Consider the following 17,035-nt stretch of genomic DNA (forward strand, 5'->3'; position numbering starts at 1 on the left):
GGTTCTCGCAGGTCGGAAGCGTGGGAGGGACGGAATTCAGAAGGTCTGCAGCGTGACCAGGGTGATCCGCAACGCCGGGCCCTCGCCGTCCGTCTCGATCCGGACCCGCTGCCCGGGCCTCAGCATCCGCAGGCCCCCCGCGTCGAAGGCCGCTGTCTCGAAGGGCACCGGGGTGCCGTCGTCCAGCAGCACACTGCCGCTTCGGGTCTCGGAATCGTACGTGTACGCGGTCGCCTGCATACCGGAACTGTATCGGGCCGTGTGGCGGCCCACGCCGAGGGCGAGGGCGGTCCGCAGATCCGCCGCCGTGTCCACGTCGCGCCGCACGCTGTCGACGCCCGCCAGTGCGATTTCCACCGCCCCCGAGGCCGAATGCCTGGCCCGCGACGGCCCTCCGAACGAGGGTGCCAATTCCACGTCCGGGGCCGCCGAAAGCAAGGTCGTCCCGATTCCGGCGGCATCCGCCAGAAATGCCCGGGGAAATGCGGCGGCCGTATCGAGCACGCGTAGCAATTCAGGGGGTCGCAGCGCGGGCAGATCGGCGTTCATCGCGGCCACCGCAGCCCCGGGCCGCCCCGCCCTCACCGCCCGGACCCCATGGGCCAGGGCCGCGTTGAGACCGGCCCCCGGGGTGTCCGGGACGATCCGGGCCCCCAGACCCGCGAGTTCCGCCCCGGCCGCCGCGTCGTCCGTGACGACCACCACATCCGCGACGGCGGCGCAGGCCAGCGCCCCGGCGACGGTGTCCAGGGCGAAGGCGAGGGCGAGTCCGGGACGGGCCGCGCCCACGGACGCGGCGAGACGGCTCTTGGCCACCGCCAGAGGCTTCAGCGGGACCACCAGACTCCAGACGGCGTTCGTGGCCGCCCCCTTCCCTCGGGTTTCCCTCCGGCGCACTCGGCCCCCATTGTCACCTCGGCCGAGGCGACCCCGGGGCCGCCTGTCGCGAGCGGGGCGTACGGTGTTCTCGACAGAGACCGGACCGGGGGCCACACTTGTCCGGCCGACGAGGTGCCCAAGCCGCGCACCGGTCCTAGAGGAAGGTGTCCGAGTGTCCCGCCGCAGAATCGGCTTCTGGTACCGCCTGGCTGCGGTCATCGCAAAACCGCCGTTGGTAGTGCTCTTCAAGCGGGACTGGCGGGGAATGGAGCACATTCCGGTCGAGGGCGGATTTATCACCGCCGTCAATCACAACTCGTATCTGGACCCGCTCTCCTACGCGCACTTCCAGTACAACACCGGCCGCGTGCCCCGATTGCTCGCGAAGGCCGCCCTCTTCAAGGTGCCTTTCGTCGGCTCGATCCTGCGCGGCAGCGGGCAGATCCCGGTCTACCGGGAGAGCACCAACGCCCTGGACGCATTCCGGGCCGCCGTGGACGCCATCGAGCGCGGCGAATGCGTGGCCTTTTACCCGGAGGGCACCCTCACCCGCGACCCCGACATGTGGCCGATGGCCGGCAAGACCGGCGCCGCCCGTGTCGCACTGATCACCAAGGCGCCCGTCATTCCCGTGGCGCAGTGGGGCGCGAATCTCGCCATGCCGCCCTACGCCAAGGAGAACAAGGTCAGCCTCTTCCCGCGCAAGACCCTCCAGGTGCTCGCCGGACCGCCGGTGGACCTCTCCGCCTTCTACGACCGGGAACCCACCCCGGACGTGCTCAAGGAGGTCACCGAGGTCATCATGGCGGCCATCACCGGGCTGCTGGAGGAGCTGCGGGGCGAAAAGGCGCCCGAGCAGCCGTACGACCATCGCAAGGCCAGGGCGGAACAGCGGCGCAAGGCCGCGGGGGAGGGCAAGAAGTGACACGTCCCGTGAAGGCGGCCGTCTTCGGAACAGGCTCGTGGGGCACGGCCTTCGCCATCGTGCTCGCCGACGCGGGCTGCGAGGTGACCCTGTGGGGCCGCCGCCGGGAGCTGGTCGACGCCATCAACACCGGCCGGACCAACCCGGACTACTTCCCCGGAGTCGAACTCCCCGCGGGCCTGCGGGCCACCACCGACCCGGCCGAGGCCGCGGCCGACGCCGACTTCACCGTCCTCGCCGTCCCCTCCCAGACGCTGCGCGGCAACCTCGCCTCCTGGGCGCCGCTGCTGGCCCCCGACACGGTGCTCGTCTCCCTCATGAAGGGCATCGAACTCGGCACCGCCAAGCGGATGAGCGAGGTCATCGAGGAGGTGGCCAAGGTCCCCGCCGAGCGCATCGCCGTGGTCACCGGCCCCAACCTGGCCCGCGAGATCGCCGCCCGGCAGCCCGCCGCCTCCGTCGTCGCCTGCGTGGACGAGGCCGTGGCGCAGCGCCTCCAGGCCGCCTGCCACACCCCGTACTTCCGCCCGTACACGAGCACGGACGTCATCGGCTGCGAACTGGGCGGCGCCGTCAAGAACGTCATCGGCCTCGCCGTCGGCATCGCGGACGGCATGGGCCTCGGCGACAACACCAAGGGCTCGCTCATCACCCGCGGACTCGCCGAAGCGACCCGCCTGGGCGTGGCGATGGGCGCAGACCCGCTCACCTTCTCCGGCCTCGCGGGCCTCGGCGACCTGGTCGCCACCTGCTCCTCGCCGCTCTCCAGGAACCACACCTTCGGCACCAACCTGGGCCGCGGGATGACCCTGGAGGAGACCATCGCGGTCACCAAGCAGACCGCCGAGGGGGTCAAGTCCTGCCAGTCCGTGGCCGATCTGGCGCGCCGGCACGGGGTGGACATGCCGATCACCGACACCGTCGTCGACATCGTCCACCACGGCAAGCCCACCCTGGTCGCGCTGAAGGAACTGATGGGTCGCAGCGCCAAACCGGAACGTCGCTGACACCCTTCCGCACGCATGAGCGGGTACCCTCGTGGCGATATGAGCAGCGAGAACCTCCCCCAGACCCCTGAGCAGCAGGGCCGCAAGCCCCGCGTGGCCGTCGTGTTCGGCGGCCGCAGCTCGGAACACGCCATCTCGGTCGTCACGGCGGGCGCCGTCCTGCGCTCCATCGACCGGTCCAAGTACGAGGTGCTGCCCATCGGCATCACCACGGACGGCCGGTGGGCGCTGACCGCCGACGAGCCCGAGCGGATGGCCATCGCAGACCGGCAGCTCCCGAGCGTCGAGGAGCTCGCGGACTCCGAGGACGGCTCCGTCGTCCTCTCGGTGGACCCCGCCAGCCGCCAGGTCGTCTACACCGAGCCCGGCGCCGTCCCCAAGGCCCTGGGCGAGGTCGACGTGGTGTTCCCCGTCCTCCACGGCCCGTACGGCGAGGACGGCACCCTGCAGGGCCTCCTGGAGCTCTCCGGGATCCCGTACGTCGGCTCGGGCGTCCTCGCCTCGGCCGTCGGCCAGGACAAGGACTACATGAAGCGGGTGTTCACCTCCTTCGGGCTGAGCGTCGGCCCGTACGTGACCATCCGCCCCCGCGAGTGGGAGGCCGACCAGGCCGCCGCAAAGGGCCGGATCCTGGACTTCGCCGCCGAGCACGGCTGGCCGCTGTTCATCAAGCCCGCCCGGGCCGGCTCCTCCATCGGCATCACCAAGGTCGACGACCCCTCCGGTCTCGACGCGGCGATCCGCGAGGCGCGCCGCCACGACCCGAAGTTCATCGTGGAGGCGCTGCTGCGCGGCCGCGAGATCGAGTGCGGCGTGCTGGAATTCGAGGACGGGCCGCGCGCGAGCGCCCCCGCGGAGATCCCGCCGGTCTCCAGCCACGACTTCTACGACTTCGAGGCGAAGTACATCGACTCCGCCTCCGGGATCGTGCCCGCCCCGCTCACCCCGGAGCAGACCGCCGAGGTCCAGCGCCTGGCGATCGAGGCCTTCGAGGCAGCGTCCTGCGAGGGCCTGGTGCGCGCCGACTTCTTCCTCACCGAGGACGGCGAGTTCGTCATCAACGAGATCAACACGATGCCGGGCTTCACCCCGATCTCGATGTACCCGCTGATGTGGCAGGAGTCGGGCATCGGCTACCAGGAGCTGGTCGACCGCCTGCTCCAGGCCGCCCTGCGCCGCTCCACCGGCCTGCGCTAGCCGCACCGGACCCCGTACGGCAGACCGCCCGCCGACCCGCCCCGAAAAGGGCCGGTCGGCGGGCGGTCGCTGTGAGGGCGGTGCGGCGGCGGGTTCAGTACGAGGAGATGCCCTCGGGCACCGTCTTGGCCACGGCCGTGGACAACCCCACCAGCATTCCCGCGTCCGTGGCATGCTCCTTGTCGACCACGACCTCCGTGTACGCCTTCCGCATACCGGTGGTGAACCGGAAACCCCCGTCGTCGAGCTTCTCCAGCAGCCAGGAGACGCCGTTCACCTGGACGCCCTCCTGCTCCGGATCGGCCATCGCCGGGGGCCTGGGGATACCGCACCGCAGTACGATCGCCGAGCCGCCCCACGCGGCGGTGAGCGGGGACTCCGGTTCGGTTGCGGTCCGGGCCTGACCGGCCACCGTTTCCGGGAGCTCCCCGTGCAGCGCCGCACAGAGCCCCGCGACCTCGGCCGGCGGCGTGGGAGGCGGGTCCACCCGGGCCTCGGAACCACCCGGGGAGCACGCCGCGAGGGCCACGAGGGCCGTCGCGGCGGCAGCGGCGGTCAGGGCACGGACACGGACGACGGGCCGGCGGTGTAGGGACATCACCGGCCAACAGTAGACGGGGGCTACAGATGGACCACCGGGCAGGTCAGGGTGCGGGTGATCCCCTCCACCTGCTGGACCTTGGCGACCACCATGCGGCCGAGCTCGTCCACGGTGTCGGCCTGGGCGCGCACGATCACGTCGTACGGACCCGTCACGTCCTCGGCCTGGATCACCCCCGGGATCTGGCCGATGGACTCGGCGACGAACGACGCCTTGCCCACCTCGGTCTGGATAAGGATGTACGCCTGTACCACGGAACCTCCAGGGCGGCCACGAGGATCATTTCCCCTAACCTTCGGGTGGGCCCGACACGATCGAAAGGGCCGGGGGAAGAAGGGACGCCACGGTACCGCGTCGCCGAGCGCCACGGGGAGACCCGGGGGCCAGGCGCCGCGCGCAGCGGGGCGTACGGAGAGCAGAAGTTGACGTATCTGTTGACGGTACCCAGAGCTGTGACGGCTCGCGACCGCAAGCGGACTGGGCAAGAAGGGGCACAGCGATGAAGGGCACTGTGGGCGAGCTGGGGGAGTTCGGCCTCATTCGGGAACTCACCTCACGGCTCACCACCACCCCGGCGGTCCGGCTCGGCCCGGGCGACGACGCCGCGGTGGTGTCGGCCCCCGACCGCAGGGTCGTGGCGAGCACCGACATCCTGTTGGAAGGCAGGCACTTCCGGCGCGACTGGTCCACGGCGTACGACGTCGGCCGCAAGGCCGCCGCACAGAACCTGGCCGACATCGCGGCCATGGGCGCCGTGCCCACCGCGCTCCTCCTCGGCCTCGTCGTACCGGCCGAGCTGCCGGTCACCTGGCCCACGGAGCTCATGGACGGCATCCGCGACGAGTGCCAGGTGGCCGGCGCGGCCGTCGTCGGCGGCGACGTGGTCCGCGGCGACGACATCACCGTCGCCATCACCGCACTCGGCGACCTGCGCAACCACGAGCCCGTCCTGCGCTCCGGCGCCCGGCCCGGCGACGTCGTCGCCGTCACCGGCTGGCTCGGCTGGTCCGCCGCGGGCTTCGCCGTGCTCTCGCGCGGCTTCCGCTCCCCGCGGGCCTTCGTCGAGGCCCACCGGCGCCCGGAGCCCCCGTACCACGCGGGCCCGGCGGCCGCCGGACTCGGCGCCACCGCCATGACCGACGTCAGCGACGGCCTGATCGCCGACCTCGGGCACATCGCCGAGGCCAGCAAGGTGCGGATCGACCTGCACACGGCCGCCCTCGACATCCCGACCCAGATGTACGACATCGGCCAGGCCGTCGGCGTGGACCCGCTCCAGTGGGTCCTCACCGGGGGAGAGGACCACGCGATCGTGGCGACCTTCCCGCCCGACGTGAAGCTGCCCGCCCGCTGGAAGGTCATCGGGGGAGTGCTCAACCGCTCCGCGCTGCCCCAGGTGACCGTGGACGGCGCCCCCTGGGCCAGCACCGGCGGCTGGGACCACTTCGGGGCCGACCCGGCACCCCAGGACGGCCCGGCGTGAGCGTCGCCCCGCCGCTGTGCCTGACCGTCGCCGGATCCGACTCCGGCGGCGGCGCGGGCATCCAGGCCGACCTCAAGACCATGCTGGCGCTCGGCGTCCACGGCATGAGCGTGGTGACCGCCGTGACGGCGCAGAACTCCCTCGGGGTGCAGGGCGTCTGGGAGCTGCCCCCGGAGGCCGTCAGGAGCCAGTTCAGGGCCGTCGTGGGCGACATCGGCGTACAGGCCGTGAAGACCGGGATGCTCTCCTCCGCCGTGCTCGTGGAGACCGTGGCCGAACTGCTGGCCACCACCGGGGCTCCGGCCGTCGTGGACCCCGTCGGCGTCTCCAAGCACGGGGACGCACTGCTCGCCGCCTCGGCACTGGACGCCGTACGACAGGAGCTGCTCCCCCGGGCCACCGTGGCCACGCCCAACCTCGACGAGGTGGCGCAGCTCACCGGCCTGGTAGTGGAGCGCGAGGACGACATGCGGCGAGCGGCCGACGCGATCCTCGACCACGGCCCCCGCTGGGCGCTCATCAAGGGCGGACACCTGGCGGCCCACGGGGACGAGGCCGTGGACCTGCTCACGGACGGAACCGAGGAGCATTGGCTGCGCGCCCCCCGGCACCCCAACCGGCACACGCACGGAACGGGCTGCACCCTCGCGAGCGCCGTCGCCGCCGGCCTCGCCAAGGGGCTGACCGTCCCGGCGGCCGTCACCGCGGCCAAGGAGTACGTCACGGGCGCCATCGCCGCCGGCTTCACGCTCGGCGGGGGCATCGGCCCGGTGGACCACGGCTGGCAGTGGCGTTGACCCACGGCAGTGGGGGGGGGGGGGGGGGGGGGGGGGGGGGGGGGGGGGGGCCCGGGCGGCCCCGGGGGGGGGGGGGGGGCCCCCCCGGGGGGGGGGGGGCCGGGCCGGGCGGGCGGCCCCCCGCGACGGACTCAGGACAAGACAAAAGGCCGGTTCACCAGAGGTGAACCGGCCTTTTGTGGCAACCGGTAGGGCTGCGCTACGACGGGAGGCGTCAGCGCGAGACCTTGCCGGCCTTGATGCACGAGGTGCAGGCGTTGAGGCGCTTCGGCGTCCCATTGACCACGGCACGGACGCGCTGGATGTTCGGGTTCCAGCGACGCGAGGTGCGGCGGTGCGAGTGGGAGATGTTGTTGCCGAAGCTCGGCCCCTTGGCGCAAACGTCGCAGTTGGCAGCCACAGGTCACTCCAAAACTTCAGATGCAATTACAGTGAAATCCGGCGCACCGGATCAGAGGTCTGAAGTGGTTTGCCGGAAGAATGGCCCGACTCTCGTCGGGCAACCGGAGCAGCATACAACGACTGCTCCCGTCCAAGAAAACTACCACGGCCGCCGCCGCTCCCGCCCCGGGGTCCCGTCGCGCGGGCGGTCCGGCGTTACCCTGCGGTGAACCCTGGCCCGCACAAGGAGGAACGCCCGGTGCCGCACGAGCCGCAGCCGCAGTACGCCGACGAGCTCGACGCCGAAGTGGTGCGCACCTGGAGCTCGCTGGCCCTGACCGCACTGGGCCGGGCCCGCGAGGACATCGACGCGATCAACGTCTATCCGGTGGCCGACGCGGACACCGGCACCAACCTCTACCTCACCGCCGAATCCGGAGCCCGCGCCGTCACGCAGGTGACGCAGGACACGGCGCCCGCCTCCCTGGCCCAGGCCGTACGGGCCTACGCGCACGGCGCCCTCATAGGCGCACGCGGCAACTCCGGGACCATCCTGGCGCAGCTGCTGCGGGGCGTGGCCGACGTCCTGGGCGACGAGCCCGGGGACCGGGACCCCGGCCGGCTGCTGGCCCGTGCGCTGACCCGGGCCGCGGAAGAGGCGTACGAGGCCGTCGCCCACCCGGTGGAGGGCACCATGCTCACCGTCGCGGCCGCGGCGGCACGGGCCGCCGAGGCCGCGGGGGCCGCCGCCGGGACCGCCGCCGACGTGGCCGGGGCCGCCTACGCGGCGGCCCGCACCGCCCTTGCCGAGACCCCCGGGCAGCTGGCCGCGCTCGGCCGCGCCGGGGTCGTCGACGCGGGGGGCTGCGGGCTGGTCGCCGTACTCGGGGCCCTGTGGCAGGCGCTGTCCGGACAGGAGCCGGCCCCCGAGGAGGTCCGCGGCCGGACCGTGCCCGTACCGGAGCCCACCGAGCCCTGCGATCAGGAGGCCGGGCCCGCCTACGAGGTGGTCTACCTGCTGGAGGCCCCCGAGGCGGCGGTGGAGGAGCTGCGCGGCCGGCTCGACGGCCTGGGCGACTCGCTGGTGGTGGTCGGCGGCGAGGGGCTGTGGAACGTCCACGTCCACGTCGACGACCCGGGCGCTGCCGTGGAGGCCGGCGTCGTGGCCGGTCGCCCGTACCGGATACGGATCACGCACTTCGGCGACGAACGGCGCCGGGCGCGCGGCGAACGCGTCCAGCGGGCCGTGGTCGCCGTGGTCCCGGGCGAGGGCCTGGCCGGGCTGTGCGAGGAGGCCGGCGCGACCACCGTGCTCGCCCGCGCCGGGGAGGCACCGGACATCGACGGACTCCTCGACGCCGTGCGGCGCGCGCACGCCCGCGAGGTGGTCCTGCTGCCGGGCGGCGCCGAGCTGCGGGCGGCGGCGTCCGCAGCGGCCGACCAGGCCCGCGCCGAGGGCGTACGGGTCGCGGTGATCCCCACCCGCTCGGCCGTCCAGAGCCTCGCCGCCCTCGCCGTGCACGACGCGGACGGCCCCTTCGACGAGGACGTGGTCGCCATGACCGCGGCCGCCGGCGCCACCCGCTACGGGGAACTGGCCGTCGCCGAACGGCAGTCCTTCACCTCGGCCGGCATCTGCCAGGCCGGCGACGTGCTCGGCCTCATCGACGGTGACGTCGCCGTCATCGGCGAGGGCCTGCCCGAGACCGCCGAGGCCGTCCTGGACCGGATGCTCGGTTCCGGCGGCGAACTCGTCACCCTGGTCCTGGGACCCGAGGTGCCGGACGCCCTCGCCGAGCGCCTGGAGGCGTACGTGCAGCAGGGGCACCTGGCCGTGGACACCGTCACCTACCGGGGCGGCCGCTGGTCGGCGCCGCTGCTCATCGGGGTGGAATAGCGGGCTTGTCAGCGCGATGGTGTGCAATGAACACGTGCCCGCGCTCGACGAAGACCTCAAGAAGACGCTCGGCCCCGCCACCGCCAAGGTGCTGGCCGAGCAGCTCGGCCTGCACACGGCCCTGGACCTGCTCCACCACTACCCGCGGCGGTACGCCGAGCGCGGCGAGCTGACCTCGCTGGCCGATCTCGCCGACCAGATCGACGAGCACGTCACCGTCGTCGCGCAGGTCGCCGACGCCCGGCTGCTCACCTACCAGGGCAGCCGCGGCGGCGGCAAGCGCCTCGAAGTCACCATCACCGACGGAAACGGCCGCCTCCAACTGGTCTTCTTCGGCGCCGGGGTCCACAAGCCGCACAAGGAACTGCTGCCCGGCAGCCGCGCGATGTTCGCCGGCAAGGTCTCCCTGTTCAACCGCAAGCTCCAGCTCGCCCACCCCGCGTACGAGCCGCTCGGCGCGGACGCCTCCGACCAGGACGCGGCGGCCGCCTTCGCGGGCCGGCTCATCCCGATCTACCCGGCCTGCGCCAAGCTGGAGTCCTGGAAGATCGCCAAGTGCGTGGACGCCGTGCTGCCCAGGGCCCAGGACGTCGTGGACCCGCTGCCGGCAGCCCTGCGCGACGGCCGCGGCCTGGTCCCGCTCACCGAGGCCCTGCTGAAGATCCACCGGCCGGCCGCCAAGGCCGACGTGGAGGACGCCCGTCAGCGCCTGAAGTGGGACGAGGCGTTCGTCCTCCAGGTCGCCCTGGCCCGCCGCCGGCACGCCGACGCCCAACTCCCGGCCGTTCCCCGCCGCCCCGGCCCCGGCGGCCTCCTCGACTCCTTCGACGCCAAGCTCCCGTTCACCCTCACCGAGGGCCAGCGGAACGTCTCCAAGGAGATCTTCGACGACCTGGCCACCGAACACCCCATGCACCGCCTCCTCCAGGGCGAGGTCGGATCGGGGAAAACGATGGTCGCGCTGCGGGCCATGCTCGCCGTCGTCGACTCCGGCGGGCAGGCCGCCATGCTCGCGCCCACCGAGGTGCTCGCCCAGCAGCACCACCGCTCCATCACCGAGATGATGGGCGAGCTGGCCGAGGGGGGCATGCTCGGCGGCTCGGACCAGGGCACCAAAGTGGTGCTGCTCACCGGGTCGATGGGGATGCCCGCACGGCGGCAGGCGCTGCTCGACCTCGTCACCGGCGAAGCCGGGATCGTGATCGGCACGCACGCGCTGATCGAGGACAAGGTGCAGTTCCACGACCTCGGGCTGGTCGTCGTCGACGAACAGCACCGCTTCGGCGTGGAACAGCGCGACGCCCTGCGGTCCAAGGGGAAGCAGCCGCCGCACCTGCTCGTCATGACCGCGACCCCGATCCCGCGCACCGTGGCGATGACCGTCTTCGGCGATCTGGAGACCTCCGTCCTCGACCAGCTGCCCGCAGGCCGGTCCCCGATCGCCACGCACGTGGTCCCCGCCAAGGACAAGCCGCACTTCCTCGCCCGGGCCTGGGAACGGGTCCACGAGGAGGTGGAGAACGGCCACCAGGCGTACGTGGTCTGCCCCCGCATCGGAGACGAGGAGGAGCCGAAGAAGAAGGGCTCCGCCGAGGACGACGCAGAGAAGCGGCCGCCGCTCGCCGTCCTCGACATCGCCGAGCAGCTCACGCGCGGCCCGCTCGCCGGGCTGTCGGTGGAGGTGCTGCACGGCCGGATGGATCCGGCCGACAAGGACGACGTGATGCGCCGATTCGCCGCCGGCGACGTCAAGGTGCTCGTCGCCACGACCGTGATCGAGGTCGGCGTGAACGTCCCGAACTCCACCGTCATGGTGATCATGGACGCGGACCGCTTCGGCGTCTCCCAGCTCCACCAGCTGCGCGGCCGAGTCGGCCGGGGCTCCGCACCGGGGCTGTGCCTGCTGGTCAGCGAGATGCACGAGGCGAGCCCCGCCCGCGCCCGGCTGGCCGCCGTCGCCGCCACCCTGGACGGCTTCGAGCTCTCCCGGATCGACCTGGAGGCGCGCCGCGAGGGCGACGTGCTGGGCCAGGCCCAGTCCGGGGTGCGCTCCTCGCTGCGGGTGCTGTCCGTCATCGAGGACGAGGAGGTCATCGCCCAGGCCCGAGAGGAGGCGGGCCGCGTCGTCGCCGCCGATCCGGAGCTGGAGCGGCTGCCGGGCCTGCGCACCGCGCTGGACGCACTCCTGGACACCGAGCGGGAGCAGTACCTGGAGAAGGGCTGACAATGGGGGTGCCCGTTGTCCCCGAAGATCGAAGGACCCCCAGATGACCCGCGTGATCGCCGGCAGCGCCGGCGGGCGACGGCTGACCGTGCCCCCGGGCACCGGCACCAGGCCGACCTCGGACCGGATGCGCGAAGGGCTCTTCTCCACCTGGGAGTCGCTGCACGGCGTCGATGGGGCCCGGGTGCTCGACCTGTACGGCGGCTCCGGCGCCGTGGGCCTGGAGGCCCTCTCGCGCGGTGCGGCCCACACCCTGCTGGTCGAGGCCGACGCCAAGGCCGCCAAGGCGATCCGGGACAACATCAAGGCGCTGGGCCTGCCCGGCGCGGAGTTCCGGGCGGGCAAGGCCGAGCAGGTCATCGCGGGAGCCGCGCCCGGCGACCCGTACGACATCGTCTTCCTGGACCCGCCGTACGCCGTGGACCACGCGGAACTGCGGGAGATCCTCCTCACACTCCGGTCCAATGGCTGGATCACGGACGACGCGCTCGTCACCGTGGAGCGCAGCACGAGGAGCGGCGCCTTTCCGTGGCCCGAGGGCTTCGAGCCGCTGAGGTCCCGGAAGTACGGCGAGGGCACCCTTTGGTACGGTCGCGCCGCCTTCACCAGCGAAGACTCATGAACGAGGGAGTTCAGTTGCGCCGCGCCGTCTGTCCCGGGTCCTTCGACCCCATCACCAACGGACACCTCGACATCATCGGACGCGCCTCCAGGCTCTACGACGTCGTGCACGTCGCGGTGATGATCAACCAGTCGAAGAAGGGCCTGTTCACCGTCGAGGAGCGGATCGAGCTGATCCGCGAGGCGGTGGCGGACTACGGCAACGTCGAGGTCGAGTCCTTCCACGGGCTGCTCGTCGACTTCTGCAAGCAGCGGGACATCCCGGCCATCGTCAAGGGCCTGCGCGCCGTCAGCGACTTCGACTACGAGCTCCAGATGGCCCAGATGAACATGGGGCTCTCGGGCGTCGAGACGCTGTTCGTGCCGACCAACCCCACCTACAGCTTCCTGTCCTCCTCGCTGGTCAAGGAGGTCGCCGCCTGGGGTGGCGATGTCGCCCACCTGCTGCCCGCGCACGTGCACGCGGCGCTGATGGAACGGCTGCGCGACCGCTGATCCATGGGCCCCGCCGCCTGACGTGACGTCAGGCGGTGTCGGACGTCCGCCCGCCGGCCTTACAGTCGTGGCGTCCGTCTCAGGAACCGCCCGAGGCCGAGAGAGTGCGAGCCCCCATGGACGTGCAGAAGAAGCTCGACGAGATCGTCGCGGCCGTCGGCGGCGCCCGGTCCATGCCCATGTCGGCCTCCTGCGTGATCAACCGCGCCGAGCTGCTCGACCGGCTGGAAGAGGTCCGCCAGGCCCTCCCCGGCTCGCTCGCGCAGGCCCAGGAGCTCATCGGCGGCCGGGAGCAGATGGTCGAGGAGGCCCGCCGGGAGGCCGAGCGGATCATCGAGTCCGCCCACAACCAGCGCGGTTCGCTGATCTCCGACACCGAGATCGCGCGGCGCTCCCAGGCCGAGGCGGACCGGATCCTGGAAGAGGCCCGCCGGGAGGCCGAGGAGATCCGCGCCGAAGCCGACGACTACGTCGACAGCAAGCTCGCGAACTTCGAGGTCGTGCTGACCAAGACCATCGGCTCGGTGGACCGCGGCCGGGAGAAGCTGCTGGGCCGAGGCCCCGGCCTCGACGAGCACGGCTACGCCGACGCCGAGGCGCCCGAGCGCAGCCACGACCCCGAGACGCAGCGCCGGCAGGCGGACGCGTACGTGGACACCAAGCTGGCGACGTTCGAGGCGGTGCTGTCCAAGACCCTGGAGGCCGTGGGCCGAGGCCGGCAGAAGCTGCTGGGGCGGGTTCCCACGGACGACCTGGGCGCGCACATGGCCGCCCAGGAGGCCGCCGGCGGCCAGGCGTCCCGCTCGGCGAGCGACGCGGACTTCCTGGCGGGCCTGGCCGAGCCGACCGCGCCGCCGGCCCCGCAGATCCCCGCGCAGGCGGAACCCGTGTACGACATGTACTCCGGCCAGGGCGCGGACCCGACCGCGGCGGCCTACACGGGCTCGTACGCGGGGCAGCAGGACGCGTACGCGTACCCGGACCCCTACACCGGGACCGACGGCGCGGGCGTGGCCTACGAGACGCCCTACGCCGGCGGGCAGCCGGACCCGTACGCCGGCTACCACCAGCAGCAGCCCGACCCGTACTCCGGTGCGAGCACCGACTCCACCGGCGCGGCTTACGCCGCGCAATACGATGCGCAGCCGTCCCAGCCGCCGGCTCCCCGGCAGCCCGCGCTCGACGAGACCAGCTTCTTCGACACGAGCATGATCAACCTGGACCAGCTGCGCCAGTACGAGCAGGGGCGCTAGACCCGGATTGGGCTCAGAGCGAAGCGGCGGGTATCCTGGCTCTTCGGTCGCGCGTATGCGCCGCGATCCATGCTGCCCTCAAGTGGCGGAAATCTTGATCTTCAGCGATCTGTGAAAGCAGGAACGGCCCTGAACACCCGCCTCGACCACCGCAACCCCCTCGTGTTCGACACGCACGAGCTGGGTCGGCGTCCTGGTGCCATGCAGCGGCTGTCCCGTGAGATCGCGGCACCGGCGGACTTCGGTCTCGTCGGCGTCATCGGAGTGCCGGAAGGCGCCCCGGTGAAGCTCAGCCTCCGTCTTGAGTCGGTCATGGAAGGGGTGCTTGTCACAGGCACCGCTCGTGCATCGGCCGTAGGTGAGTGCGTAAGGTGTCTGGAGTCCGTGGAGCGCGAGCTCAAGGCGGACTTCCAGGAGATGTTCTCGTACCCTGACGCCGACGACCGGGGCCGCCTCAAGGCGGAGCCGGCCGACGACGCCGAGGACGACGAGGACACGCTCTACCTTGAGGACGGCTTGTTCGACCTCGAACCCGTGCTGCGGGATGTGGTGGTGCTCGCACTGCCCATGCAGCCGGTGTGCCGGGAGGACTGTCTCGGACTGTGCCCCGATTGCGGGCTCAGCCTGAACGAGGACCCGGACCACCACCATGACGCCGTCGACATCCGTTGGGCGGCTTTGCAGGGACTCGTCGTGACCGATCAGGACGACGAGAAGGACAACATGAGCGGCACTGCCTCTGACGGAGTTCAGGGCGCCGCCGAGAAGCAGGAGAAGTAGCCGTGGCTGTTCCGAAGCGGAAGATGTCGCGCAGCAACACGCGCCACCGCCGGTCGCAGTGGAAGGCTGCGGTCCCCACCCTGGTTTCGTGTGAGCGTTGCCAGGAGCCGAAGCTCCAGCACATTGCGTGCCCGAGCTGCGGCACCTACAACAAGCGCCAGGTCCTCGAGGTCTGAGCGGCTGGTGAGAGGCGCAATGTCTGAGCTGTCCAACGCTGAGAAGCAGGCAGACAGTAACAACGCGGCCTCGTCCCACACGCTTCTGGAAGGGCGGCTCGGGTATCGACTCGAGTCCGCCCTTCTGGTGCGTGCACTGACCCACCGTTCGTACGCGTACGAGAACGGCGGTCTGCCCACCAACGAACGCCTGGAGTTCCTCGGGGACTCCGTGCTGGGCCTGGTGGTCACGGACACGCTGTACACGACCCACCCCGATCTCCCCGAGGGCCAGCTGGCCAAGCTCCGGGCCGCGGTGGTCAACTCGCGCGCACTTGCGGAGGTCGGGCGCGGCCTCGAACTCGGCTCCTTCATCCGGCTCGGCCGGGGCGAAGAGGGCACGGGTGGCCGGGACAAGGCCTCCATCCTCGCCGACACCCTTGAAGCGGTGATCGGCGCGGTCTATCTCGACCAGGGCCTCGACGCGGCCTCGGAGCTGGTGCACCGGCTCTTCGACCCGCTCATCGAGAAGTCCTCGAACCTCGGCGCCGGCCTGGACTGGAAGACCAGCCTCCAGGAACTCACGGCCGCCGAAGGTCTTGGCGTACCGGAATACCTGGTCACGGAGACCGGCCCGGACCACGAGAAGACCTTCACCGCTGCCGCCCGCGTCGGTGGTGTCTCGTACGGCACCGGCACCGGCCGCAGCAAGAAGGAAGCGGAACAGCAGGCGGCGGAGTCCGCGTGGCGCGGGATCCGTGCCGCGGCGGACGAGCGGATCGCGGCCGAGGCCGCTGCCGCGGCCGCTCCGGTCGAGGCCGCGGCTGCGGTCGAGGCCGCGGACGGCGGGGCGCCGAAGCCCGCCGAACCGGCGCCGGGCGCCTGACCCTTCCTTCGCCTTCGGGCTCCTCCGCCCCGTCACCTGCGCAGCAGGCGGCGGGGCGGACCCGTTTCCGGCGCCTGCCGCGCGGGTCGGTACGCTCACCGGAGAGAGCCCGATCCGATCCCCCGGAGGAACACCGTGCCCGAGCTGCCCGAGGTCGAAGTCGTGCGGCGGGGCCTGGAGCGCTGGGTGGCGGGGCGCACCGTCGAGGCCGTCGAGGTCCTGCACCCGAGGGCCGTACGGCGCCACGCGGGCGGCGGGGCCGACTTCGCGGCGCGGCTGCGCGGGGAGACGATCGGCGTGCCGCGGCGACGCGGGAAGTACCTGTGGCTGCCCCTGGAGGGCGGCCACCAGTCGGTGCTCGGACACCTCGGGATGAGCGGGCAACTGCTGGTGCAGCCGCAGGACGCCCCCGACGAGAAGCACCTGCGGATCAGGGTGCGGTTCGAGGACGACCTCGGGACCGAACTGCGCTTCGTCGACCAGCGGACCTTCGGTGGCCTCTCCCTGCACGAGAACACTCCCGACGGGCTGCCCGACGTCATCGCCCACATCGCGCGGGACCCCCTGGACCCGCTGTTCGACGAGGGCGCCTACCACCTCGCGCTGCGCGCCAAGCGGACCACCGTCAAGCGGGCGCTGCTGGACCAGTCGCTGATCAGCGGGGTCGGCAACATCTACGCCGACGAGGCGCTGTGGCGCGCGAAATTGCACTACGAGCGCCCCACCGCGAACCTCACGCGCCCCCGGAGCACGGAACTCCTCGGGCACGTACGGGACGTCATGAACGCCGCCCTCGCGGTCGGCGGCACCAGCTTCGACAGCCTCTACGTCAACGTGAACGGCGAGTCGGGCTACTTCGACCGGTCGCTCGACGCCTACGGGCGCGAGGGCGAACCCTGCCGCCGCTGCGGTACGCCGATGCGGCGCCGGCCGTGGATGAACCGGTCGAGCTACTTCTGTCCGCGCTGTCAGCGGCCGCCGCGCGTCTCGTCGTAGGACCGCCGGGCGGAGAGCACCTCCGGCATGTTCCCCTCCAGGAAGTGGATCAGGGAGAGGAGCCGGTCCGCGACCTCGACGCCGAGCGGCGTGAGCTCGTAGTCCACGCGGGGCGGGTTGGTCGGCTGCGCCTCGCGGTGGACGACTCCGTCGCGCTCCAGTGCGTGCAGCGTCTGGGAGAGCATCTTCTCGCTCACCCCCTCCACGCGTCGGCGGAGCTCGTTGAAGCGGCACGGGCCCTCGCGCAGGGCGCCGAGGGTCAGGCTGCCCCAGCGCCCGGTGACGTGTTCCAGGGTTTCGCGGGAGGGGCAGGCGCGCGCGAAGACGTCGAACGGAAGCTCGGCCGCGGCGCTCTCGGTACAGACGGCAGGTGTCTCCATGAGGAACAGCGTACTCCCCTACAGCGCTAACTACTGGGTTGCGCTTTCTAAAAGTTAGTGCTTTGCTTCTTCTCGTCG

The 17,035-nt window shown here is 72.0% G+C and carries 18 protein-coding genes and 1 pseudogene; 14 read left to right on the top strand and 5 right to left on the bottom strand.

From position 1 onward, the window contains the following. Window positions 1–240: 240 nt before the first annotated feature. Window positions 241–897: pseudogene (gene cofC / locus ACFYZL_RS22585) on the bottom strand (2-phospho-L-lactate guanylyltransferase); the annotation flags it as partial. A 154-nt stretch (window positions 898–1,051) separates the two neighbouring features. Between cofC and ACFYZL_RS22590 the strand changes: the two are divergent. The 3 genes from ACFYZL_RS22590 to ACFYZL_RS22600 are packed head-to-tail and all read left to right on the top strand — an operon-like array spanning window position 1,052 to window position 4,008. Beyond that, a complete protein-coding gene (locus ACFYZL_RS22590; protein ID WP_384756198.1) occupies window positions 1,052–1,804 on the top strand; it encodes a lysophospholipid acyltransferase family protein in 753 nt (250 codons plus the stop codon). Beyond that, window positions 1,801–2,811 (top strand): NAD(P)H-dependent glycerol-3-phosphate dehydrogenase, encoded by a 1,011-nt coding sequence (locus ACFYZL_RS22595; protein WP_384756196.1) that lies wholly within the window; start codon window positions 1,801–1,803, stop codon window positions 2,809–2,811. The genes ACFYZL_RS22590 and ACFYZL_RS22595 overlap by 4 nt, the downstream gene beginning before the upstream one ends. Window positions 2,812–2,850: 39 nt before the next feature. Then, the gene (locus ACFYZL_RS22600; RefSeq protein ID WP_384756193.1) at window positions 2,851–4,008 is read left to right on the top strand and encodes a D-alanine--D-alanine ligase family protein; all 1,158 of its coding nucleotides are present in this window, start codon (window positions 2,851–2,853) and stop codon (window positions 4,006–4,008) included. 94 nt (window positions 4,009–4,102) lie between these two features. Here the strand turns inward: ACFYZL_RS22600 and ACFYZL_RS22605 are convergent, their stop codons facing one another. Both ACFYZL_RS22605 and ACFYZL_RS22610 read right to left on the bottom strand, forming a co-directional pair. Further along, window positions 4,103–4,606: a DUF3515 family protein gene (locus ACFYZL_RS22605; RefSeq protein ID WP_384756190.1), complete on the bottom strand. Its 504-nt coding sequence runs from the start codon at window positions 4,604–4,606 to the stop codon at window positions 4,103–4,105. 23 nt (window positions 4,607–4,629) lie between these two features. Further along, on the bottom strand, window positions 4,630–4,863 hold the full coding sequence (locus ACFYZL_RS22610) for an Lrp/AsnC family transcriptional regulator (RefSeq protein WP_030028650.1): 234 nt from the start codon (window positions 4,861–4,863) through the stop codon (window positions 4,630–4,632). Between the two features lie 245 nt (window positions 4,864–5,108). On the opposite strand from ACFYZL_RS22610, the gene ACFYZL_RS22615 reads away from it, so the two are divergent. Both ACFYZL_RS22615 and thiD read left to right on the top strand, forming a co-directional pair. Continuing rightward, window positions 5,109–6,092: a thiamine-phosphate kinase gene (locus ACFYZL_RS22615; protein WP_384756188.1), complete on the top strand. Its 984-nt coding sequence runs from the start codon at window positions 5,109–5,111 to the stop codon at window positions 6,090–6,092. Beyond that, the gene (gene thiD, locus ACFYZL_RS22620; RefSeq protein ID WP_384756185.1) at window positions 6,089–6,889 is read left to right on the top strand and encodes a bifunctional hydroxymethylpyrimidine kinase/phosphomethylpyrimidine kinase; all 801 of its coding nucleotides are present in this window, start codon (window positions 6,089–6,091) and stop codon (window positions 6,887–6,889) included. Before ACFYZL_RS22615 ends, thiD begins: the two co-directional genes overlap by 4 nt. 214 nt (window positions 6,890–7,103) lie before the next feature. Here thiD and rpmB read toward each other — a convergent pair whose 3' ends face one another. After that, a complete protein-coding gene (rpmB, locus tag ACFYZL_RS22625; RefSeq protein ID WP_007266795.1) occupies window positions 7,104–7,289 on the bottom strand; it encodes a 50S ribosomal protein L28 in 186 nt (61 codons plus the stop codon). Between the two features lie 240 nt (window positions 7,290–7,529). Between rpmB and ACFYZL_RS22630 the strand changes: the two genes are divergently transcribed. From ACFYZL_RS22630 to mutM, 9 genes are all read left to right on the top strand, one after another. Beyond that, window positions 7,530–9,167 carry a DAK2 domain-containing protein gene (locus ACFYZL_RS22630; protein ID WP_388681202.1) on the top strand — a complete coding sequence of 546 codons (1,638 nt, stop codon included), beginning with the start codon at window positions 7,530–7,532 and terminating at the stop codon, window positions 9,165–9,167. A 16-nt stretch (window positions 9,168–9,183) separates the two neighbouring features. Further along, on the top strand, window positions 9,184–11,391 hold the full coding sequence (gene recG / locus ACFYZL_RS22635) for an ATP-dependent DNA helicase RecG (RefSeq protein ID WP_388681205.1): 2,208 nt from the start codon (window positions 9,184–9,186) through the stop codon (window positions 11,389–11,391). Window positions 11,392–11,434: 43 nt separating this feature from the next. Next, the gene (gene rsmD / locus ACFYZL_RS22640; RefSeq protein WP_384745235.1) at window positions 11,435–12,013 is read left to right on the top strand and encodes a 16S rRNA (guanine(966)-N(2))-methyltransferase RsmD; all 579 of its coding nucleotides are present in this window, start codon (window positions 11,435–11,437) and stop codon (window positions 12,011–12,013) included. A 14-nt stretch (window positions 12,014–12,027) separates the two neighbouring features. After that, window positions 12,028–12,507, top strand: coding sequence for a pantetheine-phosphate adenylyltransferase (coaD, locus tag ACFYZL_RS22645; RefSeq protein WP_384745246.1), 480 nt, complete (start codon window positions 12,028–12,030; stop codon window positions 12,505–12,507). A 116-nt stretch (window positions 12,508–12,623) separates the two neighbouring features. Then, window positions 12,624–13,760, top strand: coding sequence for a cell division initiation protein (locus ACFYZL_RS22650; protein WP_384745233.1), 1,137 nt, complete (start codon window positions 12,624–12,626; stop codon window positions 13,758–13,760). 69 nt (window positions 13,761–13,829) lie between these two features. Beyond that, window positions 13,830–14,540 (top strand): YceD family protein, encoded by a 711-nt coding sequence (locus ACFYZL_RS22655; protein WP_388681209.1) that lies wholly within the window; start codon window positions 13,830–13,832, stop codon window positions 14,538–14,540. 2 nt (window positions 14,541–14,542) lie between these two features. Next, the gene (gene rpmF / locus ACFYZL_RS22660; RefSeq protein WP_003965982.1) at window positions 14,543–14,716 is read left to right on the top strand and encodes a 50S ribosomal protein L32; all 174 of its coding nucleotides are present in this window, start codon (window positions 14,543–14,545) and stop codon (window positions 14,714–14,716) included. 19 nt (window positions 14,717–14,735) lie between these two features. Then, the gene (gene rnc / locus ACFYZL_RS22665; RefSeq protein ID WP_384745229.1) at window positions 14,736–15,581 is read left to right on the top strand and encodes a ribonuclease III; all 846 of its coding nucleotides are present in this window, start codon (window positions 14,736–14,738) and stop codon (window positions 15,579–15,581) included. A 135-nt stretch (window positions 15,582–15,716) separates the two neighbouring features. Next, window positions 15,717–16,577 carry a bifunctional DNA-formamidopyrimidine glycosylase/DNA-(apurinic or apyrimidinic site) lyase gene (gene mutM / locus ACFYZL_RS22670; protein ID WP_388681212.1) on the top strand — a complete coding sequence of 287 codons (861 nt, stop codon included), beginning with the start codon at window positions 15,717–15,719 and terminating at the stop codon, window positions 16,575–16,577. Here mutM and ACFYZL_RS22675 read toward each other — a convergent pair. After that, on the bottom strand, window positions 16,550–16,957 hold the full coding sequence (locus ACFYZL_RS22675; RefSeq protein WP_384745225.1) for a winged helix-turn-helix transcriptional regulator: 408 nt from the start codon (window positions 16,955–16,957) through the stop codon (window positions 16,550–16,552). The genes mutM and ACFYZL_RS22675 overlap by 28 nt on opposite strands. Window positions 16,958–17,035: the final 78 nt, after the last annotated feature.

This window comes from Streptomyces sp. NPDC001717 (assembly GCF_042892775.1).
Taxonomy (GTDB): Bacteria; Actinomycetota; Actinomycetes; order Streptomycetales; family Streptomycetaceae; genus Streptomyces.